The sequence below is a fragment of the Paenibacillus oleatilyticus genome (assembly GCF_018998565.1).
In the GTDB taxonomy this organism is placed as follows: domain Bacteria; phylum Bacillota; class Bacilli; order Paenibacillales; family NBRC-103111; genus Paenibacillus_G; species Paenibacillus_G oleatilyticus.
This window is the reverse complement of sequence record NZ_JAHNZO010000011.1, coordinates 1-24239: the sequence shown is the minus strand read 5'-3', so window position 1 is coordinate 24239 and position 24239 is coordinate 1. Positions and strand designations below refer to the sequence as shown.

The window sequence follows — 24239 nt, the reverse complement described above, 5'->3', positions numbered from 1 at the left end:
CTATTGTAATGCTTTTAATAAATTATTCAAATTGTTTTCCATCAGGGACACATAATCGTCACCCTTTTTCGCCTGCTCTTCGGTCAACCCTTCAAGCGGGCTGAGGACAAGCGTTTCGACTCCGGCGTCCTTCGCCAGCGTCTTGGCCAGCTTGTCGGATACAAGCTCCTCAAAGAATATATATTTGACTTGATTGTCTTTAATGAATTGCAAAATAGTTTTCATATCCTTGGACGTCGGTTCGGCATCCGGAGCGAGCCCCATAATCGCCTTCTGGTTCAGTCCGTAAGCTTTGGCCAAATACCCGAACGATTGATGCGTCACGACAATGTCCTTCTTGGACACCTTGGCAAGCTCGCTCTTGTACTTTCCATCCAGTTGATCGAGGCGGTCGGCGAGCTTCTTGAAGTTTGCTTCGTAGTCCGCTTTGTGCGCACCGTCGACTTGGATCAGCGCGTCTTTGATGTTGACGGCCAACTGCTTGGCATTGGCCGGGCTCAACCATACATGCGGGTCCGTATTGCCGTGTTCGTGATCATGACCGTGGGCGTCCTTGCCTGCTTCTTTCTTCTCGTCATGGCCGTGTTCGTCCCCGTGCTCGTCCTCCGTGCCGGGAAGCAGCTCGATGCCGCGGCTTGCTTCCACCACAACGGTCTTGCTGTCCTTCTTCAAGCTGTCGAGTGTATCCTGCACCCAACCCTCGAAGCCGGCGCCCAAATAAACGAACAGATCCGACTTGGTCAAGTTCTGAATGTCGCGGCTCTTCGGCGACCAATCATGGGGCTCGACGCCGGCCGGCACCAGGTTCACGACATTGACGTGATCCCCGCCGATTTTGGTGGCAAAATCATATAACGGATAAAAGCTGGCTACGATATTAATCTTGCCGTTCACAAGCGCAGGCTGCGAACGTCCTCCGCAAGCGGACAGCAGTGTAGACAGCAGGAGAACCAGGATGACGGGAAGGATGGCCCGTTTGATGAATGTTTGCTTCATGAAATGATACCCTCCGAGACGTAAATCGTAATTTTTTTCATTAACAACGACGATTATACGCCCCGCCCACTCGCTTGTCAACGGTAAATGTAGAAATTACGATAAAGCCAAAAATACCCCTTTGCGCTTGAGATTGGCAAAGGGGTATTTCGATCTATACGGTTGTAAGCTACTCGACGCGGACCGCTTGCTGCTGGGCTTTCAAGCACAGTTCGGCCGCTTTGAAGGCATGCTCCTGCGTCATTGCGTTCTCCGTCCGGTGGATGCAGTCGAGAATCAACTGCCCGAAGAACGGATAGCCGACTTCGCCGTGAACGGAAAAATGCCGCTCGCCTTCCTTGTTCACCAGGTAGACGTGGTCCCCCTGCTTATCCCGGGCGATATCGATATATTTGCGCAGCTCGATGTACCCGTCCGTGCCGACGATGAGCGTCCGGCCGTCGCCCCAGGTGCCGAGGCCGTCCGGCGTCAGCCAGTCGACGCGGAAGTAGAAGGTTGCTCCGTTATCGCCGGTCAGCGTAGCGTCTCCGAAGTCTTCCAGTTCCGGGTACGGCTTATTGTTATAATTGGCTACCCGGCTGCTGACGACCGTGGCATCCTTGGCGCCGGTGTAGAACAGGAACTGCTCGATCTGGTGGCTGCCGATGTCGCACAGGATGCCGCCGTATTTCTCCCGTTCGAAAAACCACTGCGGGCGGGTCGGCGCATTCAACCGGTGCGGCCCCCAGCCCATCACGTGCACGACGCGGCCGATGGCGCCCTTCTGAATCAATTCCCCGGCGAACACGGCACTTTCCACATGCAGCCGTTCGCTGAAATAGACCATGTACTTCCGGCCCGTTTCCTTTACTTTCGCTCGGGCGGCTTCAAGCTGCGAGAACGCGGTGAATGGCGTCTTGTCGGTAAAGTAGTCTTTGCCCGCGCTCATGACACGAACCCCAAGCGCTCCGCGCTCCGAAGGGACGGCCGCGGCCGCTATGAGTTGAATGCCCGGATCGCGCAGGATCTCTTCCTCCGAAGCGGCGGCCTTGGCTTGCGGGTACCGCTTGACGAACGCTTCGACTTTCACCGGGTCCGGGTCGTAGACGGCAACCAAATCGGCTCCTGCTTCCATCAGGCCATTGCACATCCCGAAAATATGGCCGTGATCCAGTCCAATCGCGGCAAAAGCGAACTCGCCCGGCTTCACGACCGGATTCGGTTTCCCCTGCGGCGCGTAATTCATTCCGTCGTTCTTCTGCATACAAGAAGCCTCCCACCATGGTATCTATCGATTGTTCACGTGAACAACCCTTATTTTACCACAGATCCGTTCGGAATTGAATCGGAAACTGTCGCGAGAGTCAACCGGTCTCCTTGCGATGCAGCCAAAATCATGCCCTGCGACAATTCGCCGCGCAGCTTGACCGGCTTCAGGTTCGTGACGCAGATGACTTTGCGGCCGACCATTTGCTCCGGCGTGTAGTATTTGGCGATGCCGGAGACAACCTGGCGCTGCTCGTAGCCGAGATCGAGCTGCAGCTTCAGCAGCTTGTCGGCGTTCTTCACCGGCTCCGCGGCGATGACCTCGGCCACCCGCAGGTCGACCTTGAAGAAATCGTCGATCGAGATTTCAGGCGAAGCCTCTGGCGCCGGTACGGCGGCCGTCTCCGCTTTCGCGTCCGCAGCCTTCGGCTCTTCGGACTCCGCGGCAGGAGCCGTTCCGCCGCTCATCGATTCCGCGATGAACGCGATCTCCTTGTCCGCCTCCAGACGCGGGAACATCGCTTCGCCCTTCGCCACGCGCGTGCCGGCAGGCAGCGTGCCGAAAGCGTGCACCGTATCCCATACGGTGAGCGGACCGGCTTCGATGCCAAGCTGCTGCCACATGCGGCGCGGCGTCTCGGTCATGAACGGCTGGAGCAGTACGGACGAGATGCGCAGCGATTCGGCCAGCACGTACAGCACGGAACCAAGCGTCTCTCGCTTCGTCTCGTCTTTAGCAAGATTCCATGGCTGCGTCTCGTCGATATATTTGTTCGTGCGGCTGACAAGTTGCCAGATCGCAGAGAGCGCTACGGAAAACTCCATTTTCTCCATTGCTTCCTCGACTTTGGCGACTGTCGCTTCGGCCGTCTCCAGCACGGCAGCGTCGAACTCGGTCGCTCCGGCAACGTACGGCTGCACTTCACCGCCGAAATATTTGTCGATCATCGCCACGGTCCGGCTGAGCAGATTGCCGAGGTCGTTCGCCAGGTCGAAGTTGATCCGCTCCACGAAGCTTTCCGGCGTGAACGTGCCATCGGAGCCGAACGGCACTTCCCGCATCAGGTAATAACGGAGCGCGTCAAGGCCGTAGCGGTCGATCAAGGTGACCGGGTCCACGACGTTGCCTTTGGATTTGGACATTTTGCCGTCCTTCATCAGCAGCCAGCCGTGGCCGATGACCTTCTTCGGCAGTGGCAGACCGAGCGCCATCAGCATCGCCGGCCAGATGATCGTATGGAAGCGCACGATCTCCTTGCTCATCAGGTGCACGTCCGCAGGCCAGTATGTTTGGTAGCGGCTGTCATCCTCGCTGCCGTAGCCAAGCGCGGTAATATAGTTCGACAGCGCGTCGATCCAGACGTAGATCACATGCTTCGGATTGCCCGGCACGCGGATGCCCCAGTCGAACGTCGTCCGGGAGACGGCCAGATCCTCCAGACCGGGCTTGATGAAGTTGTTGATCATCTCATTGCGGCGGGATTCCGGGTGGATGAACTCCGGGTGCTTCTCGTAATGCTCGATCAGCCGGTCGGCATATTTGCTGAGCCGGAAGAAGTAGCTTTCTTCCTTCACCCATTCTACCGGGCGGCCGCAGTCCGGACATTTGCCGTCGACCAGCTTGTTTTCAAGGAAAAACGATTCGCACGGCGTACAGTACCAGCCTTCGTAATGGCCGAGGTAAATATCGTCCTGCTCGATCAGCTTCGTGAAAATTTTCTCAACGGCCTGCTTGTGGCGCGCGTCGGTCGTACGGATGAAATCGTCGTACGAGATGTCGAGCTTTTTCCACAGGTCCTTGATTCCGTCGACGATATCGTCGACGAACTGCTGCGGCGTCTTGCCAGTCTCCTGCGCTTTGCGCTCGATCTTCTGCCCGTGCTCGTCGGTGCCCGTCAAGTACATGACGTTGTACCCGCGCAGCCGCTTGTACCGGGCCATGACGTCGCCCGCCACCGTCGAATACGCGTGGCCGATGTGCAGCTTGTCGCTCGGGTAATAAATGGGCGTCGTGATGTAAAAGCTTTTCTTGGTTTCAGACATGTTCCAATGACCTCCTAGTGAATTGAAAATGCAAAAAGCTCTCATCCCTATGGGACGAGAGCTTCGAACTCACGCGGTACCACCCAACTTCCCCCGTTCGGACGCATGGCGAACCAAAGCGCCGTTCGAGGCTTAACGGTCAATCGCTGACCATCCGTTAACGCCGGAGCTACGATGAAAGCTTACCGCCTGCGGCCGGCTTCGACCGCGAGCATAGCTCGCCTCCATATCCTCCCGGACCATCTTCCTTCGCATCGACCGACCGGTTCTCAGCGTCTCCGGCTCTCTGTGCGGCTTCCGTCAAAGTACTTATCCGTTCATAGGATGTTTAAGCCAAATATATCGAAAATGAACCGTCCGTGTCAAGGGACATGGTCCACTCCACCGGGATGGAACGGATGGCACTTGCAGATCCGTTTCACCGTAAGCCATGAGCCGCGGGCCGCGCCGTGCTTCTCCAGCGCTTCCAGCGCATAGGCGGAGCAGGTCGGGTAGAACCGGCAGGTCGGCGGTTTCAGCGGCGAGATCCATTTGCGGTAAAAGCGGACGCCTCCTTGCAATACCCGTTTCACGATGGTCGCGGCTCCTTTCCTCAGCTTGTTTCTATCATCATGCCTGAACGAGAGGGCCGGTGTCAAACAAGGAGTAGCCCGTGCCGACCATGCGATAGAAAAAAGATCTGCGCCGCGTCCATCTTGCGATGGGACACGGGCAGACCTTTGCGGACTCCGATGAGAGTAACTTGCGACTAGCTGCTCTTCTTCGTTTGCTTGCTCGCTTTGTGCTCTTGCTTCTTCGCCTGCTTGCTTGCCTTCTGCTCCTGCTTCTTCGCTTGAATCTCCTTGGCGAGCTCTTGGGCGGTTTTGCCTTGGGTGGAAATGCCCAGCTTCTCCGCTTCGGCTTTATGCTTGGCCAGCGCTTCGGCGCGCTTCTGCTCGGCGAGCGCCTTGCGCTTTTCCTGAATGGACGCTTTCAGCTCTTTCGCTGTCTTGCCGTCGGTCGCGATCCCGAGACTTGCCGCTTTTGCCTGCAGCTGCGCGAGCTGCTCGGCCTGCTGCGACGCCTTGGCTTGCTTATGCTGAGCCTTGGCTTCTTTCACGGCAGTCTGGCTTGGCTTCTGCGCGGCAGCCGGTGCAGCGCTTGCGGATACCGCCCCGCCGAGCAGCATGGCGCAGGCAAGGCCAACGGATACGAGCTTGTTCATCTTCATAGTCATTTCCTCCCACAACTTGTTGTCGTATGTAGTGTTGCGAGAAAAATGTACCATGGATTTATTACATAACTATGACAAGACGGGATCGCATTACCGCAGCCCCTCCAACCTGCTGCGAAGCGCCTGCATCGGCGACAGCAACCGGGCGCCGGACGAAGCTTCGACCCGGGCGACCGCGTCCGTCATCGACAATTGCGCCGCCGCGACCGGGGCGGATGCCCTCTGTATCAAGCCCAGCAGGAACGCTTCAGCCTGCTCCGCATACGCCGCTTCCTCTCCTTGCAGCAGCAGCTCGAAGCACCCCGGGTCGGACACTGCCGTCTGCGCCTTAAATGCTCTACCCCGCAGCTTGGCATGGGCAAACAGCCGCGCCATCGTTCCTTCGACGGTCGCCGGGTTCGTGAAGGCGACGACCGCCTCGTCCCCGAGCTTCAGCAGCTCGTCAAACCACGGCTCGTCGATCGCGATCACCGGAACGCTTCCCGTCGCTTCGAGTGCTTCCTCCAAGGGCGACAGCGCGGCGATATAATTCGTGCATGTGATGACGATGGCGTCTACCCCGCAGCCTGCGATCCATTCCAATTGGCCGCGCAGCTTCGCTTGCACCTGCCGCGCCTCCGCTTCGGGTGCCGCCGCGCGGGCCAGCCAATGGATCGCGCCGGGATCGACAAAGTGCAGGCAGGAGAACGCCTCGCGATCCAGCCCTTCCTCCAAATACCGGATATTCGAATGATGCGCATGCAAGCAGCCCAGCCGCTTTACCGCCATGACAACCGCCTCCCTATGAGCCCAAGCTTTTTTCATAGCTTAGCGGCAATTCCATCAACGGTCAACGGCTTATTTCCGGGTCCTGCAGCAGTTCCTGAGCCTGAGCCGCCTTCTAAGCGTCCTGCCGCAGAGGCTCCTCTTCCATGTGAGCTCCGGCGTTTCGCCCGCCGATCGCATTCCCGCGGCTCCAGCCCTCCCGCTTGAAGTCGATCATCATCCCTGCTCCCAGCGCCGTGCAATCCTGCGGCTCCGCCGCCAGATGGACGGGGACACTGGTTTCTGCCTGAATCCGCTCGACCAGCCCGTGAAGCAGCGAGCCGCCTCCACACAGGAGGATGCCCCGCTCCACCACATCTCCGGCAAGCTCCGGCGGACAGTGCTCCAGCGTCACCCGGATCGCATCCAAAATGGTCACCAGAAAATCGTCCATCAATCCGAAAATTTCGCCGGAGGTCAAGCGGAGCGATCGGGGCAAACCGTCGATCAGATCCCGGCCTTTGATATCGATGGCCTTGTCTTTCTGCCGCTCGACAACCGATCCGATCTGCTTCTTGATCTCCTCCGCGGTCCGTTCGCCGATGGCCAGATTGTACGTCTTTTTGACATATTCGATGATATCGTGATCGAGCGACATTCCTGCGCGCCGTACCGTATGACTGACCACGATACCTCCAAGCGACAGCACGGCCACTTGACTCGCTCCCCCGCCGATATCGAGCACCAGGCTTCCGATCGGCTGGTCGACCGGAAGCCCGGCCCCAAGCGCCGCGGCAAGCGGCTCTTCCACGGCTATCGCCTTCTTGGCGCCTTTATGCACCATCGTCTCTTCGACGGCGCGCTTCTGCACGTTCGTGATGCCGCATGGCACCGATATGTATACTTGCGAGCTGCGGAACCAAGGGGCCCGCCCTTGAATTTTTTTAATAAAATGCTGCAGCATCGCGCTCGTGATGTCAAAGTTGGCAATTACCCCGTCCATCAGCGGATAAATGATGTCGATATTGCCCGGGGTCCGGCCGATCATGGCCTGCGCTTCCGTACCGGCCGCCACCATCTCGCCCGAATCCTGCCGGATCGCCACCACGGACGGCTCCCGCAGGACGATGCCTTTCCCGTGCTGGTAAATCACCGTATTCGAAGTTCCCAAATCAATGCCGTACAGCGTATCAAATCGCTTTAACATGTTGTCTTCCTCCTTCGTGTATTGCGTTCTGAGCCGCCGGCAGCCGGAACTCGAATACGGTTCCTTGGCCGACTTCGCTGCGGACGGTAATCGTCCCGCCGTGCAGCTCGACCAGTTCCCGGACAATAGCCAGTCCGAGCCCGGTACCGCTGCTTTTCTTGCTCCGGCCGCGGTCCACCTTGAAAAAACGCTCCCAGATCATCTCCTGATCGTCGGGAGAAATGCCGATGCCGGTATCCGCCACGCGAATGACAAGCAATTCGCTTTCCGCGCGGGCGCTCAGCAAGATTTTGCCGTTTTCCGTAAATTTCACGGCATTCTTCACTAAATTTTTCATAATTTGCTCGAAGCGGTCCCGGTCCGCGTACGCGTCCGGCAGTCCCTCTTCCGTCTGCATTTCGATCGTCGTGTTGCGCTCCGCGGCTTCCGGCCCGAACATGGCGGCGATGTGCGTAAATAACTGCCGCACGTCCACCGGGCTGCGGGACAAGGCGATCTCGTCGTTTTCCAGCTTGATCAGATCGGCGATGTCATCCACCAAACGGTTCATATGAAGCGTTTCTTTGTAAATGATGTCGTAATATTTCGGCTTGGCCGCATCGTCGATCAGATCGTCCTGCAGCGCCTCCAGAAACCCTTGCATGGCCGTCAGCGGCGTCCGCAGCTCGTGGGAGACGTTCGCCAGGAAGTCCTGACGGATTTGCTCCTGCTTGCGCTTATCTTCGTCTGTACGCTGCAGCTTGTCCGCCATCTGATTGATAGTGGCGGCCAGCTCTCCGATCTCGTCGTTCGAATAAATCTCGATCCGCTCGCCGTAATCCCCATGCCCGATGCGCAGCGCCAGCTTGTCGATCCGCCGCAGCGGCCGGGAGATGGACCATGACAAATACGACGCCGTCGCCGCCGACAGCAGCACGCCCACGAGCGTGACCCAGAGAATCGTTTCGCGCATTAACGTGATCGTTTCGTTCATTCCCGCGACCGAGGCGTGCAGCACGATTCCTCCGTATACCTCATTGTCCTTGCCCCACGGGACGACGACGGACAGCATCGACTCCTTGAGCCCCTCAAACCGCGGCTCGTTCAGCAGCGCCTCTTCGCCGTTCAATACTTTACGCACGACGGCAGGATCGACGGATTTGCCGACGTTCACCTCGTCCTTGCTTGAGGTGGCGGCGATTTTGCCGTCCCGGTCGAACAGCCAGATGCGCGCGTCGAACGTCTGGTCGAAAAACAGCAGCAGCTCCTTGACGCGATCGTCGGGCACGGCAACGGCTTGAACCGCCAGATTGACCCGCTTCGCCTTGCGCAGCAGCTCTTCCTTTTGCGAATCGACGATGTAGCCTTTGGTCAGCAATGAAAGCAGAAACCCGACGACGCACAGGCCCAGCAGCATGGTGAACATATGGCCGAACAGCAGCCGGCGGAAAATGCTTTTGCCGATGCCGAGCATTATTCCTGAACCTCGAATTTATACCCTACGCCCCACACCGTGTGAATACAATCGCTGCGGTACGGGAGCAGCTTCTCCCTTAATTTTTTTACGTGCACGTCGACCGTCCGGATATCCCCGATAAACTCGTAGCCCCACACCTGCTCCAGCAGCTGCTCCCGCGTATACACCGTCCCCGGCGACCGGGCCAGATGCGTCAGCAGATCGAACTCCTTCGGGCGAAGAACAATCCGCTCCTCCCCGGCCAGCACCTCGCGGCGCTCCGTGTTGATCGAGAGTCCCTCAAACGTAATAGCGACCGGTTCATCCGGTTCTCCCGGCAATTTGCGGCGCTGCATCCGGCGGAAGATCGCCTTGATCCGCGCTACCAGCTCCCGCGGACTGAACGGCTTCGTGACGTAATCGTCGGCGCCGAGCTCCAGCCCCAGCACCCGGTCGAATTCTTCCCGCTTCGCCGTAAGCATGATGACGGGAATATCGAACCTTTTCAAGATTTGGCGGCATGCTTCGAAGCCGTCCATCTTCGGCATCATGACGTCGAGAATGACGATGTCCGGCGCTTCTTTCTCGACAAGCTCAAGCGCCTCCTCGCCGTCCTGCGCCTCAATCATGCTGATGTGCTGCTTTTCAAAATAAAGCCGGATGATCTCCCTGACGTTCGGGTCATCGTCGGCGACCAGTACTTTCCAAGAATTCATGCAGACAATGCTCCTTTTGCGGGTGAAGATACTATAGCATTCTCCCGCCCCCCCTATTTTGCGGGGGGATTAGCCGAAAAAGGGGCCGTACTCCTTAACGTTACACGAAAAATTTAAGCAAATTGTGTTCAAAATCGGACCAAACGGTTAAATAACTGTGTTCAAAGCATGAACGCGCTCAGATAAAGGCGAAAATCCCCTAAAAACAGCGATTTTTGTCGAACAGTATAAGGAAGTCGGCTTGCGCATTCAAGCCCGTATAAATTGTGTTGTGGAAGGTGACGCCCGTGAGCAGTTCCAAGGATTTCATGCAAAGCCAGCTGAGGAAGTGGAAATCCGCCGCATCCCAGCTCATTTCGACGGAGGGAGAAGCCGTCGAGACCGCCGCCATCGAGCTGGAGCCCGAGGTTTACGATAAGTGCAGACGAATGGCCGAAGCCGAACAGACGACCGTGAGCGCCGTGGTTCACTACATGATCGACCAATATTTTGCCGTGCGGTCCCACGAGATAGCATTTCAAGCGACGATGGAGCAGAAGGAAAAAAATCCGCTGCTGCAGCTCGACGGCTTGACGAAGCGGAAGGAACGGTATACGGGCGAGGAGGTGCATAGCTATGATCGTGCATGATTCCGCAGCCTTGCAGCAGGCGGTCTTTCTGGAGCAGTCCGCCCTGATGGCGTTTATGAATCCGGAGGACCCGTATTATTTGAAGGCCCGGTCGCTGTTCTTCGACCTGGACGATATGGACCGGCATTTGGCTACGACGAACTATGTCATCTTCGAAACGCACCAATGGCTGCGTAATCATTTTGATTATTCGGATGCGCAATTTTTCTTGAACACGATGGAAAAAGCGGTCCAGCAGGGCGTGCTGACGATTGTGCCGGGAACGCCGGAACTGGAGCGGGAATCGAAGCGGCTCATTATCGATTTTCCGAACTACCGCTTCTCACTTACTGAAGCGATGACGGCCGTCGTGATGCTGTCCTGCCAGATGAAACGAATTTTCACCTTTAATCCGAATTATTCGTTCCTGCCCAAGCTGGATCGGGAAATCAAGGTGCTGCCAAGCATTTTGTAGCAAAGCGGGGAAAAAGAAAACCTGACGGCCGGCCCGGTTTGAGCCTAGGTACCGTCAGGTTTTGCTATTTTTAGGAAGAAGGAAGCGGGTACTTGTCGAGCTGATGCTCCTCGAAGAATACCGGCGTGCCGGCACGCCTTGTGGCATAATCGGCAATCTGCTTTCTCAGGTTCGGGTAAAGCACGATGCTATCCAGCTTGGAAAGCGAAACCCACCGCACGCCCGTTTGGTTCGGATCGGGGCTCGCGGGCATGGCGGGCACGGCCCCTTCCTTCAGCTTGCAATCGAATATAAGGTGGATGCTGTGCGTGGCGCCATACACGTGATCGCTCCGATGCGGGGCGTATTCGTATACGAAGGCCAGCGGTCCGACCTCGACGTCTGCGGCCGCTTCCTCCCGCGCTTCCCGGATCACCGCTTCGATGACCGATTCCCCGGCTTCGACGCCTCCGGCCGGCAGATTGTAATGAATCCCGTTTGCATCCGTAAATTCGATCAGCAGCACGCTGTCGTCCCGGAGGATCAGCGCGCAGGCGCGAACCCGAATTGGGTAAGTCACTTTGTTTCTCCTCCTCCCGTTTCCTCTCTTACATCAAGACACGCTCAAGCGAACGGATAAGCGCAGGCGACGATCCGGTCTTCATCGAGTAACAGGGAAATCCGAACCCATATCTGTTCGTTTGGCACAATACAATCTGACAAGATACACCCCATTCGTTACATTTACAAGCGATAAGACGACAAGCCAGATAATTAGAGAGGGCATGGTGGTCCATAGCCCGAACCAAGGGAAAAGTCGCCCGGCGGCCATAACAGTAACTAGCGGTTTAAAAAGCAAGAGAATCAGGACCGGGAGCAGTCTCCCAAGGGATGAAATTATCAATTTCCCGGCGGTTAAGCGCTTGTTGCTCCTTTTGATCCGAAAGTGTGAATATATACCCCAAAGAACCGTCGCAATGATCAGCAGAGTCATTACCGTCTCCATGTTTCTGCTGTTTAAGACAGGTACTTCGGCCTTCTCGCCCCTGATGATCCTTGCAATCCCGTCGATAAAAGCCCGATAATCTACAAATGTAGTTAAACCGGAGTTAAACATCATCGTGATGCCGAGCTGCTGATCCAAATATATCGTTTCTTCCGCCTTATACGTCCAGAAAATTCCGCTATGAGAAATGGTCCGGCCTACATGCTCTTCCTTGTCTGCAATCCACCCCATTCCATACGGGCTGCTCTGGCCGGGTGTATGATACTCCTCCATCAGCTTAGGGGAAAGAAGGCGCCCGTTAGATTGAGCAAGCATCCATTTGGCCATATCTTCTGCAGTTGAAACGATACCGGCCGGACCATCAATAAACCATGGCGGTTCGGCTTGGCTTACAGGATGGCCAAAGAATAGATAATGCCCCTGCGGAATAGCAGGGTTCTCATTGATTTGCCGTGTGGTACTGACGCTGAAGGTACGATTCATTTCCAGACGCTCGAATATATTTTTTTCCATATAGTCGGAGAAGCTCTGGCCGCTTACTTTCTCCACAAGTAAAGCTAAATATTGGTAATTCGGATTGTGATAGTTAAAGGTCGTTCCGGGATCATGAACAAGCTTCACCGCGCTCAACGATGGGTTGATCTCTTGCAACGATTGATATTGAGGGGAACGTGTCATGTCGGGATTCGCTTTGTCATTAAGACCGGTTGTCTGGTTCAACAAATTCCGGACCGTAATAGCGCGAACACGTTCATCCTTAGGCGTGAGATCCGGAAAGTATGATGCATATGGCGTGTCAAGATCGATCCGTCCATTTTCCACCAACTGCAGGACGGCTAGGGCCGTAAAAGATTTGCTTAATGAAGCAATGGGAAAAGGGGTACTGCCGGTGATACCGCGACCATCCGAAAATGTACCGTAACCTTGCGCATAGAACACCTCCTCGTTATTGGCTATCGCAAGAGCCGCAGCTTTAATATTGTTGACTTCCATGTTTGTTTTGACATAATCATCGATTTCCTTTAATATTTCGGCTTTGTTTCGAACACCAATTGCAGAAACAGGTTTAACCAAGATTGACAGCATCAGCAGTACGCAGCTCAAGCATAAAACGAATTTCTTTGTGGCAGATGTCATAGAAGCACTCCCTTATCACATGATAAGGAGACACTAATTCATAATTTTCAACTATTTATCAACTGCAAAACTTGCTGTCACGTTCCCGCCGCCATTGGGGCGGTTTTCTACATACAGACTTCCTTCATGCTTTTCGCATAATACTTTGCAAATATAAAGTCCCAGGCCATGATGCTCATTCTCATCCCACACCTCTCCGCGATAAAAGGGAAGCATGGCCTTCTGAAGCGCTTCGTCAGAAAAACCGGCGCCGTCATCCGCGACCGTTATGAAGAAAAAGCCCTGGCTAACGCTATAATGAATATTCACATGGCTGGAAGCATATCGCGCCCCATTCGCTGTCAGATTCTCAAAAACCTGCAGCACGAAATGAATATCGACAGCTATTTGTTTCGCATCCGCGGTAACGGACGAGCTGAAAGTTTTGCCGCGCTGTCCGAAGATTTGTCGGGCGCTGTCATTCAACAACGAAGTCAGACGCTCTATTTCTATCGTTCGGCTCTGTATCGGTATATCCTCCAGCTTCTGAATCGAATTCATGGCCTCCGTATAGCTTTCAAGACGCACAATATGGACTCTCATGGTCTGAATCGTATCCAGCAATTTTTCCTCGGATACATTATTTTGAGGCAGATAGATAGTCAGAAATTCGGAGTATCCTTTTAGAACAGACAGAGGTGTCCTCAGATCATGAGCGAAAATCGCATTGAGCTTTTTGCGTTCCTCGGCCGACCGCCAAAGAGCTTTATAATTTTTTTCCAATTGGCCGCGCATTTTTTCAAACACTTGGCATAGCTCACCCATCTCATCCTTACTGTCATAAGAAATTTGAACCCCCAAATCGTTCGCCGAAATTTTCTCCGATGCTTTCATCAGTATTTCAAGCGGCTGTTTCAGTTTACATTTATAAAAAATGCTAGCCATCAGAACGATAGCGACAGCAACGGTTAACAGCACCGCCGCAACGAGTGAAGGCAGCACCCAATCGATTATGGAAGAATGGCCGGCAAAGCGCAGCTGTATGTTTTCCGCCCATTCAAACTCCAGTATGATGACGACCAGAACGATAAGCAGCGTAAGGCAGCATAAAAAGACAAAGGACTGCAAGAGGGTCATACGCTTCAGTTGCAGCAAACCTATGATTTTCGCCATTTGTATCCTACTCCCCAGACGGTTTCTATCATGTTTTCGCAACCATGCTCTTTCAGTTTGAAACGAATTCGCCTGATATGTTCCGCGACCACGGCGCTGTCTCCTTCATCGTCGAAACCCCACACTTTTTCATAAATACGCTCTTTATCAAATACCATTGCGGGATGTGTGGACAGCAGTTCTACAATATCGAACTCTTTTTTGGCCAACGGAATTTGTACGTCACGAAAGAAAAGCGCACGAGCCGAATAATCAATGACCAAATCGTCATTAAACTTTATCGACGTTTTATTTTGATTTCTCATTTCCCTGCGTAAATGCGCCTCTACCCTGGCCCCCAATTCCAGAATACTGAACGGCTTCAGAATATAATCATCTCCTCCGGCCTGAAACCCTAATATTTTGTCCGCATTCTCAACTCGGGACGTTAGAAATAAAATAGGGCAGGACACAAAGTGCCGGACTTTCTTGCATACTTCAAGACCATCAAGCTCAGGCATATTGATATCCAACAAGACGATGTCCGGTTGATTTTCAATTTGCCGCAAGGCCTCTTTCCCGTCTTTAGCCGTCATTACGGAATACTCGTTGATTTCAAAGTAATCTGTCAGCAGTTTTCGAAGATCAGCTTCATCGTCTATGATCAATACCTTTTTCAAATGCAGTCCCTGCTTTCCCAGTCGAATTATCTATATCCAGCATAACAAAAATCGTTTGGCATCAGCTAGTCCGCCAGTTAGGTCAACAAAAAATAAGGACGCTCCCCAACACTTTCGTTTGGGCTGCGTCCTCAACATTTTAAATTGCTCGCCTGTAGAAGCCGAAAATCTGCTTCTACCCGCCGAGTCCCGCCCGGACCATGGAAAGCAGACTTTCCAAACGGTCCGGCGGGCAGGCGACGATATACGGCTCGGGGTTCATGCCTTCGAACGGCCGACCGTCGAAGTCGACGACCGCCGCTCCCGCTTCCTTCGCCAGCAGCAGGCCGGAGTACAAGTCCTCGCCTTCGGAATTGTACAGCACGATGCCGTCCAAATCGCCGCGTGCGAGCATGCTCCACAGCAGCGTCGGGGCCCATAGCGACAGGACGCGTTTGCTGCCTGCGTCGAGATGGTGCTTCAGCGACGTAGCCTGTCCGCCCTTGCCGACGTCATGCCCCTGAATCCAGCCCAAGGTCATTCGTCCGGCGGCTGCGGACGCCTTGACGCGAATCGGCAGCCCGTTGCACAAAGCTCCTTTTCCCTGCTCGGCGACGTACAAATTTTCCAGATGCGAATCGTAGATAACGCCCAGCCGCGGCTCTCCGCGGTAAATCAACGTCAGCGACACGCCGTACGCCGGCAGCCCGATCGCGTAATTGTTCGTCCCGTCCAGCGGATCGACCAGCCACAGCCAATCGCTTTCCGCTCCGGACCAGCCGCTCTCCTCGCTGCGAATCCGATGGTCCGGGAACCGCTCCCGCAGCCGATTCAAAATTTCCTTCTCGGCCAAATGATCGATCGCGGTCACCAAATCCCCTTGGTTCCCTTTAGCCATCACTTCTTTATCCCGGTCAAAATGCTCCTTCGCCAGCTTTCCTGCGGCTGCGGCCGCTTCGCAGGCGACCTCCCGGGCTATCCTCAACGTTTCGTCCATCAACTATGTCTTCCTCCCCTGTTCTCAATCAGGAAAATTATACCTGATCCTACTGCACAGCCTCAACCTGTGGCGAAGCTTGCCTGAGCCATATCGTCACGACCGTTCCTCGGCCAAGCTCGCTCTCCACCCGGATATTCCCGTGGTGGGCCAGAACGATCTGCCGGGCAATCGCCATCCCGAGCCCCGTTCCGTCCGACCCTCCCTCAGTATTCGTACCGCGGTAATACCGTTCGAACAGCCGGCCGACCGTTTCCTTATCCATCCCGCTGCCGTTATCGCGGATTTCCAAGCGGGCGAAGCTTTCGGCTTCTCCGTCCCCCGCGACGCTTACTTCCACGTCCGTTCCTTCGGGGTTGTGCAGGACCGCGTTCGCCAGCAGATTCACGATCGCCCGGCTGAGCCATCGTTCGTCTACCCGGGTAACAAGCGGACCAGGGGCGGGTCGAAAGACGATACGCGCGCCCGCAAATCTCGGATTCGTCCGAAAACGGCGAATGACGATGTCCGTCAGATCGTTCAGCTCCGTCTCCCGCAGCTCCAGCGGCAGCGCTTCGTTCTGCAAGCGGTAGGTCAGGCTGAGATCGTCGATCAGCAGCTCCATATATTCCGACATCTCGCGGATCTCGCCGGCGAATTCCCGGATTTCGTCGGTCGACCAGCCGTAATCCGGCGCTTCCAGCATATGCGAATAGCCTTTGATCGACGTAAGCGGCGTTTTTAAATCGTGGGATACTCCGGTGATCCACTCCTCTCTCGTCTGCTCCAGCTTGGCCCGCATTTCCTCGTTGCGGCTCAAAATACCCGTCAGCCTCCTTAGCGAGAGGAACACGTCGGCGAACAAACGGTACCGGCGGTGCAGCCGGCCCTTGCGGTCCAGGCTGCGGGGACCCCGAAGTCCGTGCGGCTCGCGGAACCGGCCCTGCCCGAGCTGCTGAAGCCAGTCGATCATATGGAGCACCGGCCCGCCGAAGCGATTGGCATACCAGAGCGATAGCAGCAGGAACAGAAGCAGTGTCGTCAGCAGCAGGCCAGCAAACGCAACGAGCATGACGCTGATCTCGTTTTTCAGAACTCCCGCAAGAACCCCTTTCTCATGAAACGGTGTGGTCACAACCCAAGTATACTGCGTGCGGGAATCGTAATGAGAGGCCAGCTTGAGGCCGTATCTGTTGCCGTAAACCGACCGGAGTGCAAGCTCCTGAAGGGAGTATTCCGTCAGCACCTTCCCCGCACTGCCGAACGAAGCGACCTGCCGCCCGGACGGATCCAGCAGCTGCACCGTGGCCTCCGCCTCCTTCAGCCGGTCCTCTAAGCCGGGAGGCAGCGTTAAGCTTGGCCCCGGCGCGCCGGCCGTATCCATGACCACCTGCAGCAGACGCTTCTCCTCCGGGATGACGCCATAGAGCAGCGTATAGGTTACGCCTCCTCTCTGCCGAATCCATACGGCCAAATCATACGGAAACGGCTCCTGCTTTTTCCAGTAGGCGACAAATTCCCCCGGCTTATAGGCGGTCGGAACGTCCTCGGGCGTAAACACCGAATAGGTTACTCTCCCTTGACCGTCGAGCATTTGAACCCAACCGCCTTCGCTTCTCACAAGGTCCAGCAGCTCCTCGTCAAAATGAGGCGTCCCCGCCTCATCCACTTCCATCGTGTCGATTAGCTTCAACATGCCTGCCTGCGCAAAGCTGCGGCCCGCATCAAGATCCAGCAGCTTTAGCTGCATCCAGTACAGGATCAAGACCGCCAATACGACGAGCAGGATGCCGGCCACGATCAGCCGCAGGCTGAAATGGGCGATAAGCCGCCGGATGACCCGCTTGCCTCCGTCCGGCACAGGCGATGAAACCGAAGCGGGCTCCGGGATTCCCCCATCATTCCGCTCCTCGTCCGCTGCTCCCCCTGCCCGCCTAAACGTCATCGTTTCCGCCTCTCATAAGCTTATAGCCCATCCCCCGGACGGTTACCAGCAATTCCGGCTCCGCAGGATTGCGTTCGATGCGCTCCCGGATGCGGTAAATATGGACCATCACGGTGTTGTCGTCGCTGAAGCTCGAGTCGCCCCATACCCGCTCGTACAGCTCCTGCTTGTTGAAAATCCGGTTCGGATGCTTGCAGAAAAACAAAAGCAGCTGAAACACCTGAGCCGGGCAAGGAATCCGCCTGTCTTCAACCGTCAGTTCTCCCGCAAGCTCATTCAGCCGAAACCGCCCGAAATCGTAGACGCCCTGCGTGGAGGGCCCTTCTGCGGACTTGACAACCCTTCGGAGCTTCGCTTTGATCCGGGCAGCCACTTCAAGCGGATTGAACGGCTTGGTCACATAATCGTCTCCGCCCAAGGCGAAGCCGCTAAGCTTGTCCAGATCGGAAGAGCGCGCCGTCAGGAACAGAATCGGCGCATCGGTGCGCTGCCGGAGCTTCGGACATACCTCAAACCCGCTTTGCCCAGGCAGCATTACGTCGAGCACAATATAATCATAAGACTTGCTGTCGCACGCCGAGAGCGCTTCTTCGCCGGTCGCCGCCGTATCGATATGAACAAATCCTTCTTTTTCCAGTACCTTCTTCAACATACGGACAATGGTCGGCTCGTCGTCGACCAGTAAAATGGTTGCTTCGTTCGCCTGCATTCCATATCCTTCCTCTCCGGCATATCGCTTCACTTATCATACCATACCGCGTTTACCCGCAGAGGAACGGATTCTTAACGGAACCTTAACGGCAAAAATTAAGGCTCCGGTAAGCTGCTGTTTCACCCCAAGTAAATCCGGCTAGTTATACTTGAGCGAAAGGAGAGGATATCCATGTGGTTCAGCATTGTGATGTTATTTTTGACAAGCTTGTTTTTCCCCGTCTATTTCATGATCGAGCTCGGGCGGAAACGCCAGAGCAAACTGGCATGCTTCGGGTGGTTCCTTGTTGCTACCTCCTATGCCCTCTACATTTTGAACGTTGGAAGGTGGGATTGGATCGGCTATTATTTCCGCTACGCCCTCATCGCGTTTTGGCTTTATTCCGTCGTGCGCGCCGTAAAAAATAACCGGGACGTGCCGCTGTGGCCGTCGCGTTCTTTCGTTTCATGGATAGGCCCTGCGCTGTCCGCAGTCTTCGCCGCGCTGTTTGTTTTTCTGGGCGCTTACGCGCTGAGCGGACACCAAGCGTCCGAAGAGGCGATCGATCTGCGCTTTCCGCTGCGCGGCGGTACTTATGACGTCGCGCACGGCGGCAGCCGGACGATCGTTAACTACCACCACGAATACTTGCCGCAGCAGTACGCGCTGGATATCGTGAAGCTGAATGCCGGAGGCTGGAGAACGAACGGCATCTACCCCAGCGAGCTGCAAGCCTATGCCATCTACGGCGATACGCTGTACAGCCCCTGCAACGGCAAAGTGCTGGAAGCGGTCGACGGGTTCGAGGACAGACCGCCCACCCTGTCGGAAAAGCTGCCGGAAGGCGTGCCGCCCGCCGGAAATCATATCGCGATCGGCTGCCTGGATACCAAAGTGTACGTCGCGCATATGCAGAAAGGCAGCGTGAAGGTGAGAGCGGGAGATACCGTGGATGTAAACACGCCCATCGGCCTTGTCGGCAATTCGGGGAATACGTCGGAGCCGCATCTTCATATCCATGCGGAGCGTAACGGAGCGGGCGTGCCCATTACGTTTAACGGCGAGTTTTTGGCGCGGAACGGCTTAATCCGGCAGTAATCGGAGGACCTTCGCGCCGGCATGTTTGTCGGGAGCAGACGCATCGGACCTTTGCGGAATGTTCTCCTCCCCGGCAATTCTGTGGTAAGATGGAGGAAATGAACGTAGAGGGGATACCGATGCAAACCGTTTCCATTTTAGGCGTACCATTTTCCAAATTAACTTTAGACGAAACCGTAAACGAGCTGCATCACCGGCTGGACCGGAACGATCCGCAGTTGTTTCACTTGATTACGGCCAACCCCGAAATTGTGATGAATGCAAGAAAAGATAGCGAGCTGCGGCACATTGTCGAGCAGGCGGACATGATTACGCCCGACGGGATCGGCATCGTCCTGGCTTCGCGTTTCAAGGGCGAGCCGGTGCCCGAGCGCGTGACCGGCTACGAGATGCTTCTCCGGCTTCTGGCGCTCGGCCACGAGCACGGATGGTCGTTCTACTTCTTGGGGGCCGACGAAGAGACGAGCAAGAAAGCCGTCGACATCATCAAGAATCAATACCCGGGCCTCAAGGTCGCTGGCCGGCATAACGGCTTCTTTACCGCTGACGACGAACCGAAGCTCGTGGAGCAAATTGCAAGCGTCAAGCCCGACCTTCTCATCGTCGCCATGGGCGCACCGCGGGCGGAAAAATGGATTTTCAAATACAAAAGCCGGTTATCCGCCAAACTCGCGATGGGCGTCGGCGGCAGCCTGGATGTGATCGCGGGCAAAGTCAAACGCGCCCCGGTCGTCTGGCAAAAGCTGAATCTGGAATGGCTGTACCGCCTGCTGCGGCAGCCGTCCCGTTGGCGACGGCAATTGGTGCTTCCCCAATTCGCCATCCTGTTTCTGCTGAAAGGCCGCAAGAGTTAGCGTTGCAAAAAAGCCACCGAACCTTCACGGTTCGATGGCTTGTCCATCCTATCGGTTATACGGAACGCCTCGCCTGTTGCGCGGGGCGTTTTTCTTTTGCTTTCCCGGTTGCGTCCGCCTGTCTTAGCCGAGCACGACACGGTCGTCCGCAAGCTTGGTGCCGCGGATCCGCTCGAACTGCTGCAGCAGCCCTTCGATGGTCAGCCCCCGCTTCTCCTGCTCCGGCACATCCAAAATAATGCGTCCTTTATCCATCATGATCAGCCGGTTGCCGAGCCGGATCGCTTGATCCATATTGTGCGTCACCATAAGCGTTGTCAGCTTAAGCTCGGCGACGATCTGCTCGGTCAGCGACGTAATCAGCTCCGCCCGCGAAGGATCGAGCGCCGCGGTATGCTCGTCGAGCAGCAGAATGCGCGGCTCGGTGAAGGTTGCCATCAGCAGGCTGAGCGCCTGCCGCTCTCCGCCCGAGAGCAGGCCGACCTTGGCGTTCAGCCGGTTCTCCAGCCCGATGCCGAGCCGGCTGAGCTGCTCGCGGAACATCGTCCGCTTGCGCCCTGTAACGCCGATGGCCAGCCCTCTGCGCTCGCTGCGCTTGTACGCCATGGCCAAGTTCTCCTCGATCGTCATCGTCGGCGCGGTGCCGGCCATCGGGTCTTGGAACACTCGGCCGATCCATGCGCTGCGGCGGTACTCGGGCATCGATTCGACTTCGTTTCCGCCAATGACGACCTTCCCAAGATCCGGCGTCATCACGCCTGAGATGATATTCATGAGCGTGGACTTGCCGGCGCCGTTGCTGCCGATCACCGTGACAAAATCGCCCTCCTTCAATTGGAGGTTAATATGCGATAAGGCGAGCTTTTCGTCCGGCGTCCCCGGGTTAAACAGCTTGGAAACATGTTCGACGCGTAACATTATCGACCACCTCCCGCTGAAACGTTCCGGGCACGGGAATTTTCGAGATCGGCCGCCCGTTGGCGGATGACCGACTTTTGACGCAGCTTGCCCCGGATCATCGGGAGCGTCAAGGCGACGATAACGATGAGCGCGGTCATCAGCTTCATGTCCGTCGGCTCCAGTCCGACGCGGAGCGCCAGCGCCACGATCAGCCGGTAGACGATCGCGCCCAGCAGGACAGCCAACGTCGCGCGGAATACCGTTTTCGCGCCGAACAGCGCTTCCCCGATAATGACCGAGGCAAGCCCGATGACGATCATCCCGACCCCCATCGTAATTTCGGCGAAGGCCGAATACTGCGCGATCAAGGCGCCGGAAAGCGCCACAAGCCCGTTGGACAAGCTGACGCCGACGATGATCGTGTTGTCCGTGTTCACGCCGAAGCTGCGAATCATCCGGGGGTTATCTCCGGTTGCTCTGAGCGCAAGGCCCAGGTCCGTATGCAGGAACCAGTCCAGCGCGAATTTGACAACCAGCACGACGATCGGCATGATCACAAGCAGCGGAACGTCCGTCAGCAGCGTATCTTCCCCAAGCAGCGGAATGTTTGCTTTCCCCATAATCCGCAGATTGATCGAATACAGCGCAATCATCATCAAAATCCCGGACAGCAGCGCATTCACCTTGCCTTTGGTGTGCAGCAATCCGGTACAAGCTCCGGCTACGAGACCGCCTCCGAAGGCCGCCAGCGTGGCCAGCGCCGGAGATACGCCGGAAGCGATCAAGACCGCGGCGATCGCGCCGCCGGTCGTGAAGCTGCCATCCACCGTCAAATCGGGAAAATCTAAAATTCGAAACGTAAGATACACGCCGAGCGCCATAATGGCATACAGCATGCCGAGTTCCAAGGAACCTGTCAACGCGTCTTGCATATGTCCATCCTCCTGCATAGAAATGCAAAAGTGACCTTGAATCCGTTCGGAAGGTCACTCTGCCTGGGTCTTACGAAGTTATTTTGCCGAACCGCTGAGCAGGTTTTTCTTATCCTGTACTTTATTTTTCATGGAGTCGGTGACTTCGACGCCTTCCTGCTTGGCGGCATCAAGGTTAATGATCAGGTCGAGCTTGTCCGGGTAGCTGACTTTCATGTCGCCCGGCTTGGCGCCGTTCTTGAGAATCTCGACGGCCATTTTGCCCGCTTGGTAGCCGTGATCGTAATATTTGAAGCCGTAGGTGGCGAGAGCTCCTTTTTCTACCGAATCACGGTCGCTGGCGAAGAACGGAATTTTCTTGTCGTTCGCGAGCTTGATGATCGATTCGACGGCGCTTACGACCGTGTTGTCGAGCGTGATGTAGATCGCGTCAACGCGTCCCACGAGCGATTCGGCGGCCTGCTTCACTTCGGAGCTGTTCGCAACCGACGCTTTGACGACTTGAATGTTATGCTTCGCAAACGCCGCTTCCGCCGTCTTCACCATGAACGCGACATTCGCTTCGCCTTCGTTCGCCACGATTCCGATCTTCTTGACCTTCGGAAAATCGGAAGCGATGAAGTCGATCAGCTTTGGTATAGCTTCCGGATGCGTATCCGCAGCGCCGGTTACGTTGCCGCCCGGCTTGTCCAGGCTTTTAACGAGCTTCGCGGACACCGGATCGGATACGCCCCCGAACAGCACCGGCGCATCTTTCACGTTCTGCACGACGGCTTGAGCCGACGGCGTGGCGATGGCGAATACCAGATCTTTTTTGTCTGCGGCGAACTTTTGGCCGATGGTCAAGTTGGTCGTGGCGTCGCCTTGTGCGTTCTGGTAATCGACCTGCATCGTTTCTTTGTCGATAAAGCCGTTGTCCTTGAGCGCGGCCAGGAAGCCTTCGCGCGTCGCGTTGAGCGACGGATGTTCGACAATTTGCGAGATGCCGATTTTGACAACTTTCTTGTCCTGAGGCTTGGAAGCGTCTCCACCTCCGGACGAATTGGCGGGCGCCGGTGCTTTGGTCCCGCAGCCTGCGATCATGAGCGGTACAGCGATCAGCAGGGATAGCAGTTTAGCGGATGTTTTCAATGATTTCGGACCTCCTGGATTTAACGTGTACATGCTTTAAAGCGATAATGTTATCATAGTATGAGGGTGGTCATCCGTCAATCCATAATTGAACATCTGCTAAATTTAACAAATTCCAAAATGAAGCTTTCGCGCCCGGATCGGAACGGCCGATGGAATCATTTCCCACCCGCTCCGTACGGCAGGTTTTGACGTTTCGGCAGCGAAATTTATTTCATTGTCGAAAATCTTCGTAAGCCCCGGAGGCGAATGTCCGTGAAAATTGCAATTCTGGTGGCTCTGATGCTGTTGTACCCGCTTTTTTTGCGTTGGGTGCATATTACCGATCTGCGTGCCATTCCGCTAGTTGTCCCGTATGCGCTCGGCGCGCTGTCGGTCATGGTCCTGCTTTCGGAGCTTGGCAAAGGAGCCGCCCGCCTGTTCCGCAGAAAGAAATAGCCCGGACCCCGGGCGGGTCGCGAGCCATGATGTCTGATGTGCAGGTTTAGACCAATCCCAGGGATAGCGCCCATCCCAAGAAGGCGCCTGTGAGGACGACCGCCCAAGGCGGCAGCTTCCAGAAGACGAGCAAGCCGAACAGAACGGCAGCCGCCGCGAAGTCGGCAGGAGTCCGCACGGCGGACGTCCAGATCGGGTCGTACAAGGCCGCGAGCAGCAGGCCGACGACGGCGGCATTAATGCCCGTCAGCGCCCCTTGCATGCGCGCGTGCGTCCGCAAGGCGTTCCAGAACGGCAGCGCGCCGACGACGAGCAGGAAGCCCGGAAGAAAGACGGCGGCTGTCGCCAGCGCGGCTCCGGCACCCCCTGCGGCCGCAGCGCCGAGATAAGCGGCGAACGTGAAGAGCGGTCCCGGAACCGCCTGCGCCGCGCCGTACCCGGCCAGGAACGTCTCCGGGCTCACCCAGCCCGCAGGGACGACCTCCCGCTCCAGCATGGGCAGCACGACGTGCCCGCCGCCGAAGACGAGCGCGCCCGCGCGGTAAAAGCTGTCGGTCAGCGCGAGCCCCAAGCCGGGCGCCGTCTGGCGAAGCAGCGGCAGCGCGACAAGCAGCGCGGCGAACAGCGCGAGGCTGAGCGCGCCCGCGGTCCGGCCGACCGGCACGCGAACGGGCTCGGGC

The 24239-nt window shown here is 56.3% G+C and carries 25 protein-coding genes; 5 read left to right on the top strand and 20 right to left on the bottom strand.

What is annotated here, in order from left to right; all coding sequences use genetic code 11:
- The 9 genes from KQX66_RS15680 to KQX66_RS15640 form a co-directional block, all read right to left on the bottom strand.
- A complete protein-coding gene (locus tag KQX66_RS15680; RefSeq protein WP_216793789.1) occupies nt 1-996 on the bottom strand; it encodes a metal ABC transporter substrate-binding protein in 996 nt (331 codons plus the stop codon).
- 169 nt (nt 997-1165) lie between these two features.
- Nucleotides 1166-2239 (bottom strand): Gfo/Idh/MocA family protein, encoded by a 1074-nt coding sequence (locus KQX66_RS15675; RefSeq protein WP_216793788.1) that lies wholly within the window; start codon nt 2237-2239, stop codon nt 1166-1168.
- Nucleotides 2240-2289: 50 nt separating this feature from the next.
- Nucleotides 2290-4284 carry a methionine--tRNA ligase gene (metG, locus tag KQX66_RS15670; RefSeq protein WP_216793787.1) on the bottom strand — a complete coding sequence of 665 codons (1995 nt, stop codon included), beginning with the start codon at nt 4282-4284 and terminating at the stop codon, nt 2290-2292.
- Nucleotides 4285-4646: 362 nt separating this feature from the next.
- Nucleotides 4647-4856 carry a membrane protein insertion efficiency factor YidD gene (yidD, locus tag KQX66_RS15665; RefSeq protein WP_025847146.1) on the bottom strand — a complete coding sequence of 70 codons (210 nt, stop codon included), beginning with the start codon at nt 4854-4856 and terminating at the stop codon, nt 4647-4649.
- 176 nt (nt 4857-5032) lie between these two features.
- Nucleotides 5033-5494, bottom strand: coding sequence for a hypothetical protein (locus KQX66_RS15660; RefSeq protein WP_216793786.1), 462 nt, complete (start codon nt 5492-5494; stop codon nt 5033-5035).
- A 93-nt stretch (nt 5495-5587) separates the two neighbouring features.
- Complete coding sequence (locus KQX66_RS15655) at nt 5588-6265, bottom strand: hypothetical protein (protein WP_216793785.1); 678 nt, start codon at nt 6263-6265, stop codon at nt 5588-5590.
- A 112-nt stretch (nt 6266-6377) separates the two neighbouring features.
- The gene (locus tag KQX66_RS15650) at nt 6378-7448 is read right to left on the bottom strand and encodes a rod shape-determining protein (RefSeq protein ID WP_216793784.1); all 1071 of its coding nucleotides are present in this window, start codon (nt 7446-7448) and stop codon (nt 6378-6380) included.
- Entirely contained in the window at nt 7432-8901 is a 1470-nt protein-coding gene (locus KQX66_RS15645) for a sensor histidine kinase (protein WP_216793783.1), read from the bottom strand. Before KQX66_RS15645 ends, KQX66_RS15650 begins: the two co-directional genes overlap by 17 nt.
- The gene (locus KQX66_RS15640) at nt 8901-9599 is read right to left on the bottom strand and encodes a response regulator transcription factor (protein ID WP_216793782.1); all 699 of its coding nucleotides are present in this window, start codon (nt 9597-9599) and stop codon (nt 8901-8903) included. The genes KQX66_RS15645 and KQX66_RS15640 overlap by 1 nt, the downstream gene beginning before the upstream one ends.
- A gap of 287 nt (nt 9600-9886) precedes the next feature.
- On the opposite strand from KQX66_RS15640, the gene KQX66_RS15635 reads away from it, so the two are divergent.
- Together KQX66_RS15635 and KQX66_RS15630 are read left to right on the top strand one after the other, a co-directional pair.
- The gene (locus KQX66_RS15635; RefSeq protein ID WP_216793781.1) at nt 9887-10228 is read left to right on the top strand and encodes a hypothetical protein; all 342 of its coding nucleotides are present in this window, start codon (nt 9887-9889) and stop codon (nt 10226-10228) included.
- A complete protein-coding gene (locus KQX66_RS15630) occupies nt 10215-10682 on the top strand; it encodes a type II toxin-antitoxin system VapC family toxin (RefSeq protein WP_216793780.1) in 468 nt (155 codons plus the stop codon). The genes KQX66_RS15635 and KQX66_RS15630 overlap by 14 nt, the downstream gene beginning before the upstream one ends.
- A 70-nt stretch (nt 10683-10752) precedes the next feature.
- On the opposite strand, the gene KQX66_RS15625 is transcribed toward KQX66_RS15630, so the two are convergent.
- From KQX66_RS15625 to KQX66_RS15595, 7 genes are all read right to left on the bottom strand, one after another.
- Nucleotides 10753-11241, bottom strand: a complete 489-nt coding sequence (locus KQX66_RS15625) for an NUDIX domain-containing protein (protein ID WP_216793779.1) — start codon at nt 11239-11241, stop codon at nt 10753-10755.
- 81 nt (nt 11242-11322) lie between these two features.
- Complete coding sequence (locus tag KQX66_RS15620) at nt 11323-12804, bottom strand: serine hydrolase domain-containing protein (RefSeq protein ID WP_216793778.1); 1482 nt, start codon at nt 12802-12804, stop codon at nt 11323-11325.
- A gap of 51 nt (nt 12805-12855) precedes the next feature.
- Nucleotides 12856-13956, bottom strand: a complete 1101-nt coding sequence (locus KQX66_RS15615; RefSeq protein WP_216793777.1) for a HAMP domain-containing sensor histidine kinase — start codon at nt 13954-13956, stop codon at nt 12856-12858.
- Entirely contained in the window at nt 13941-14615 is a 675-nt protein-coding gene (locus KQX66_RS15610; RefSeq protein ID WP_216793776.1) for a response regulator transcription factor, read from the bottom strand. The genes KQX66_RS15615 and KQX66_RS15610 overlap by 16 nt, the downstream gene beginning before the upstream one ends.
- Before the next feature lie 175 nt (nt 14616-14790).
- A complete protein-coding gene (locus tag KQX66_RS15605; RefSeq protein WP_216793775.1) occupies nt 14791-15591 on the bottom strand; it encodes an inositol monophosphatase family protein in 801 nt (266 codons plus the stop codon).
- A gap of 49 nt (nt 15592-15640) precedes the next feature.
- Entirely contained in the window at nt 15641-17515 is a 1875-nt protein-coding gene (locus KQX66_RS15600; protein ID WP_216793774.1) for a sensor histidine kinase, read from the bottom strand.
- Entirely contained in the window at nt 17505-18224 is a 720-nt protein-coding gene (locus KQX66_RS15595; RefSeq protein WP_216793773.1) for a response regulator transcription factor, read from the bottom strand. Before KQX66_RS15595 ends, KQX66_RS15600 begins: the two co-directional genes overlap by 11 nt.
- Before the next feature lie 174 nt (nt 18225-18398).
- On the opposite strand from KQX66_RS15595, the gene KQX66_RS15590 reads away from it, so the two are divergent.
- Nucleotides 18399-19304, top strand: a complete 906-nt coding sequence (locus tag KQX66_RS15590) for a M23 family metallopeptidase (RefSeq protein WP_253957188.1) — start codon at nt 18399-18401, stop codon at nt 19302-19304.
- Between the two features lie 119 nt (nt 19305-19423).
- On the top strand, nt 19424-20158 hold the full coding sequence (locus tag KQX66_RS15585) for a WecB/TagA/CpsF family glycosyltransferase (protein ID WP_216793772.1): 735 nt from the start codon (nt 19424-19426) through the stop codon (nt 20156-20158).
- Nucleotides 20159-20281: 123 nt separating this feature from the next.
- On the opposite strand, the gene KQX66_RS15580 is transcribed toward KQX66_RS15585, so the two are convergent.
- From KQX66_RS15580 to KQX66_RS15570, 3 genes are all read right to left on the bottom strand, one after another.
- A complete protein-coding gene (locus KQX66_RS15580; RefSeq protein ID WP_216793771.1) occupies nt 20282-21076 on the bottom strand; it encodes an ABC transporter ATP-binding protein in 795 nt (264 codons plus the stop codon).
- Nucleotides 21076-21990, bottom strand: coding sequence for an ABC transporter permease (locus KQX66_RS15575; protein ID WP_216793770.1), 915 nt, complete (start codon nt 21988-21990; stop codon nt 21076-21078). The genes KQX66_RS15580 and KQX66_RS15575 overlap by 1 nt, the downstream gene beginning before the upstream one ends.
- A gap of 78 nt (nt 21991-22068) precedes the next feature.
- Nucleotides 22069-23154: an ABC transporter substrate-binding protein gene (locus tag KQX66_RS15570; protein WP_216793769.1), complete on the bottom strand. Its 1086-nt coding sequence runs from the start codon at nt 23152-23154 to the stop codon at nt 22069-22071.
- Between the two features lie 216 nt (nt 23155-23370).
- Between KQX66_RS15570 and KQX66_RS15565 the strand changes: the two genes are divergently transcribed.
- Nucleotides 23371-23559, top strand: a complete 189-nt coding sequence (locus tag KQX66_RS15565; protein ID WP_216793768.1) for a hypothetical protein — start codon at nt 23371-23373, stop codon at nt 23557-23559.
- 46 nt (nt 23560-23605) lie between these two features.
- Here KQX66_RS15565 and chrA read toward each other — a convergent pair.
- Nucleotides 23606-24239, bottom strand: a 634-nt coding sequence (chrA, locus tag KQX66_RS15560) for a chromate efflux transporter (protein WP_216793767.1), incomplete at its 5' end; no start/stop codon positions are given.

Bases quoted from the DNA above. Each gene is read 5' to 3' on its own strand.
- KQX66_RS15620 (WP_216793778.1), bottom strand. From the start codon at position 12,804: ATGACATCTGCCACAAAGAAATTCGTTTTATGCTTGAGCTGCGTACTG.
- KQX66_RS15630 (WP_216793780.1), top strand. From the start codon at position 10,215: ATGATCGTGCATGATTCCGCAGCCTTGCAGCAGGCGGTCTTTCTGGAG.
- KQX66_RS15595 (WP_216793773.1), bottom strand. From the start codon at position 18,224: ATGCAGGCGAACGAAGCAACCATTTTACTGGTCGACGACGAGCCGACC.
- KQX66_RS15655 (WP_216793785.1), bottom strand. From the start codon at position 6,265: ATGGCGGTAAAGCGGCTGGGCTGCTTGCATGCGCATCATTCGAATATC.
- KQX66_RS15585 (WP_216793772.1), top strand. From the start codon at position 19,424: ATGCAAACCGTTTCCATTTTAGGCGTACCATTTTCCAAATTAACTTTA.
- KQX66_RS15590 (WP_253957188.1), top strand. From the start codon at position 18,399: ATGTGGTTCAGCATTGTGATGTTATTTTTGACAAGCTTGTTTTTCCCC.
- KQX66_RS15565 (WP_216793768.1), top strand. From the start codon at position 23,371: ATGTCCGTGAAAATTGCAATTCTGGTGGCTCTGATGCTGTTGTACCCG.
- KQX66_RS15650 (WP_216793784.1), bottom strand. From the start codon at position 7,448: ATGTTAAAGCGATTTGATACGCTGTACGGCATTGATTTGGGAACTTCG.
- KQX66_RS15615 (WP_216793777.1), bottom strand. From the start codon at position 13,956: ATGGCGAAAATCATAGGTTTGCTGCAACTGAAGCGTATGACCCTCTTG.
- KQX66_RS15580 (WP_216793771.1), bottom strand. From the start codon at position 21,076: ATGTTACGCGTCGAACATGTTTCCAAGCTGTTTAACCCGGGGACGCCG.
- KQX66_RS15660 (WP_216793786.1), bottom strand. From the start codon at position 5,494: ATGAAGATGAACAAGCTCGTATCCGTTGGCCTTGCCTGCGCCATGCTG.
- KQX66_RS15570 (WP_216793769.1), bottom strand. From the start codon at position 23,154: ATGTACACGTTAAATCCAGGAGGTCCGAAATCATTGAAAACATCCGCT.
- KQX66_RS15575 (WP_216793770.1), bottom strand. From the start codon at position 21,990: ATGCAAGACGCGTTGACAGGTTCCTTGGAACTCGGCATGCTGTATGCC.
- KQX66_RS15640 (WP_216793782.1), bottom strand. From the start codon at position 9,599: ATGAATTCTTGGAAAGTACTGGTCGCCGACGATGACCCGAACGTCAGG.
- KQX66_RS15675 (WP_216793788.1), bottom strand. From the start codon at position 2,239: ATGCAGAAGAACGACGGAATGAATTACGCGCCGCAGGGGAAACCGAAT.
- KQX66_RS15605 (WP_216793775.1), bottom strand. From the start codon at position 15,591: ATGGACGAAACGTTGAGGATAGCCCGGGAGGTCGCCTGCGAAGCGGCC.
- KQX66_RS15645 (WP_216793783.1), bottom strand. From the start codon at position 8,901: ATGCTCGGCATCGGCAAAAGCATTTTCCGCCGGCTGCTGTTCGGCCAT.
- KQX66_RS15600 (WP_216793774.1), bottom strand. From the start codon at position 17,515: ATGACGTTTAGGCGGGCAGGGGGAGCAGCGGACGAGGAGCGGAATGAT.
- KQX66_RS15680 (WP_216793789.1), bottom strand. From the start codon at position 996: ATGAAGCAAACATTCATCAAACGGGCCATCCTTCCCGTCATCCTGGTT.
- metG (WP_216793787.1), bottom strand. From the start codon at position 4,284: ATGTCTGAAACCAAGAAAAGCTTTTACATCACGACGCCCATTTATTAC.